At 64.5% G+C, this 1324-nt stretch carries 1 protein-coding gene and 1 pseudogene; both read right to left on the bottom strand.

What is annotated here, in order from left to right:
- Positions 1-792 (bottom strand): ATP-binding protein (locus tag C998_RS0113945; RefSeq protein WP_018871484.1); only part of this gene is annotated, 792 nt, incomplete at its 3' end.
- Positions 793-813: 21 nt separating this feature from the next.
- A pseudogene (locus tag C998_RS0113940) lies at positions 814-1324 on the bottom strand (hypothetical protein); the annotation flags it as partial.

Genomic DNA, 1324 nt, shown 5'->3' with positions numbered 1-1324 from the left:
CTCCTGCACCACCGGGGCAGTCGGCGCGTTGCCTCGCTGGTCTTCGCCCTTGAACACAATCGCGTCGGACTCTGAAAACAGGCGGCTCATGCTCGCCTGCCCACCAAGGGCGACGGTCAGCTCCTTGAGGGAGAGGTTCGACACCACCATCGTCGGCCGCATCTGAGCCCACCGCTCGTCGAGAATGTAGGCCAGCGTCTTGCGCTCCGAATCGCTGTCGGAATGGAAGCCGATCTCGTCCAGAACGAGCAGATCGGCCGCCACCAGGGCACCGAGGATGTCTTCCGGCCGGACAGAGGAATCCGCCGAGTAGGACGACTTCAGGCGCATCATCAGCTTCGGCGTCTTCATGTACACCGCCTGACCGCCCGACTCGTTCACGGAATTGACGGCGCCCCAGGCCAAGTGCGTCTTGCCGCCACCGATGGCCCCGAGGAAGACGATGTTGCGCGCGCCGTCGGGATTCGAGCGCAGCGCGGTCACGAGCTGCTGCACCAGCCGGTGCGCCTGTTTCTGCTCGCTGTTTCGCGGCTCGAAAGACTCCAGACGCACATGCCGGAACCGGCGCGGCACCTCAGATTCGCCCTGCGCCTGACTGGCTTTCCGGGTGGAGCGGTCGCGCTCCATCGCGCGCGTTTCTTCCGCCGCCTCCCGAGCCTTGTCTTGCTCCATGCAGTGCGGGCACTGGCTCCACGGTTTTCCCGGGAACCTCATGGCTTCGTACTCTCCGTGCTCCGGGCACTCGCGCATTTCTCGCTCGATCGCCAGCGAACTTCCGATCTGCTTCAGCATGGTCTTCTCCTGTCGCCTACTTCACGTCCGCCCGAACACCGCTGCACGGAGGTCGTCCGGCTCGTTGTTCTGCTGCTCGGCCATTTGCTCCGCCGTTCTCACGGCACTGTTACGGTTCGCTGAGGCACCCGCACCGCCGAACCGGCTCGCCCGTTCCTTCTTCCAATCCAGATCGCGACGCACCCAGTTCCGCCACGTCGCCAGCCAGTCACGCTTCCGGGCTTCTTTGCCCGGCTTGCCGCGCCAATAATCCGCGAACACCTCTGCGATCTCCTCGATCTCCACAGGCGTCAGCGGTACCCCTTTCTTCTGCGCTTCTTCCGCTGCCCAGGTGTGCCAATCCGGGGGCAACGTCCAGTCGTCAGGCAGACGGCTTCCTTCCGGCTTCCGTGCTTTCTTCGTGCCTTTTTCGGTTTCGGTCTTGGCCTTCGGCCCGGCTGGTTCGGAGGCCGGTTCGGATGGGTCCACGCCGGAGTCATCCTCGATGCACAGCGGCAGATCCATCGGTTCGGCATCCAGTAGCGGCAGGGGG

The sequence above is a fragment of the Thioalkalivibrio sp. ALgr3 genome, assembly GCF_000377325.1.
Taxonomy (GTDB): domain Bacteria; phylum Pseudomonadota; class Gammaproteobacteria; order Ectothiorhodospirales; family Ectothiorhodospiraceae; genus Thioalkalivibrio.
Note: the sequence above shows the minus strand (reverse complement) of the source record. Positions and strands in the feature narration are given on the sequence as shown.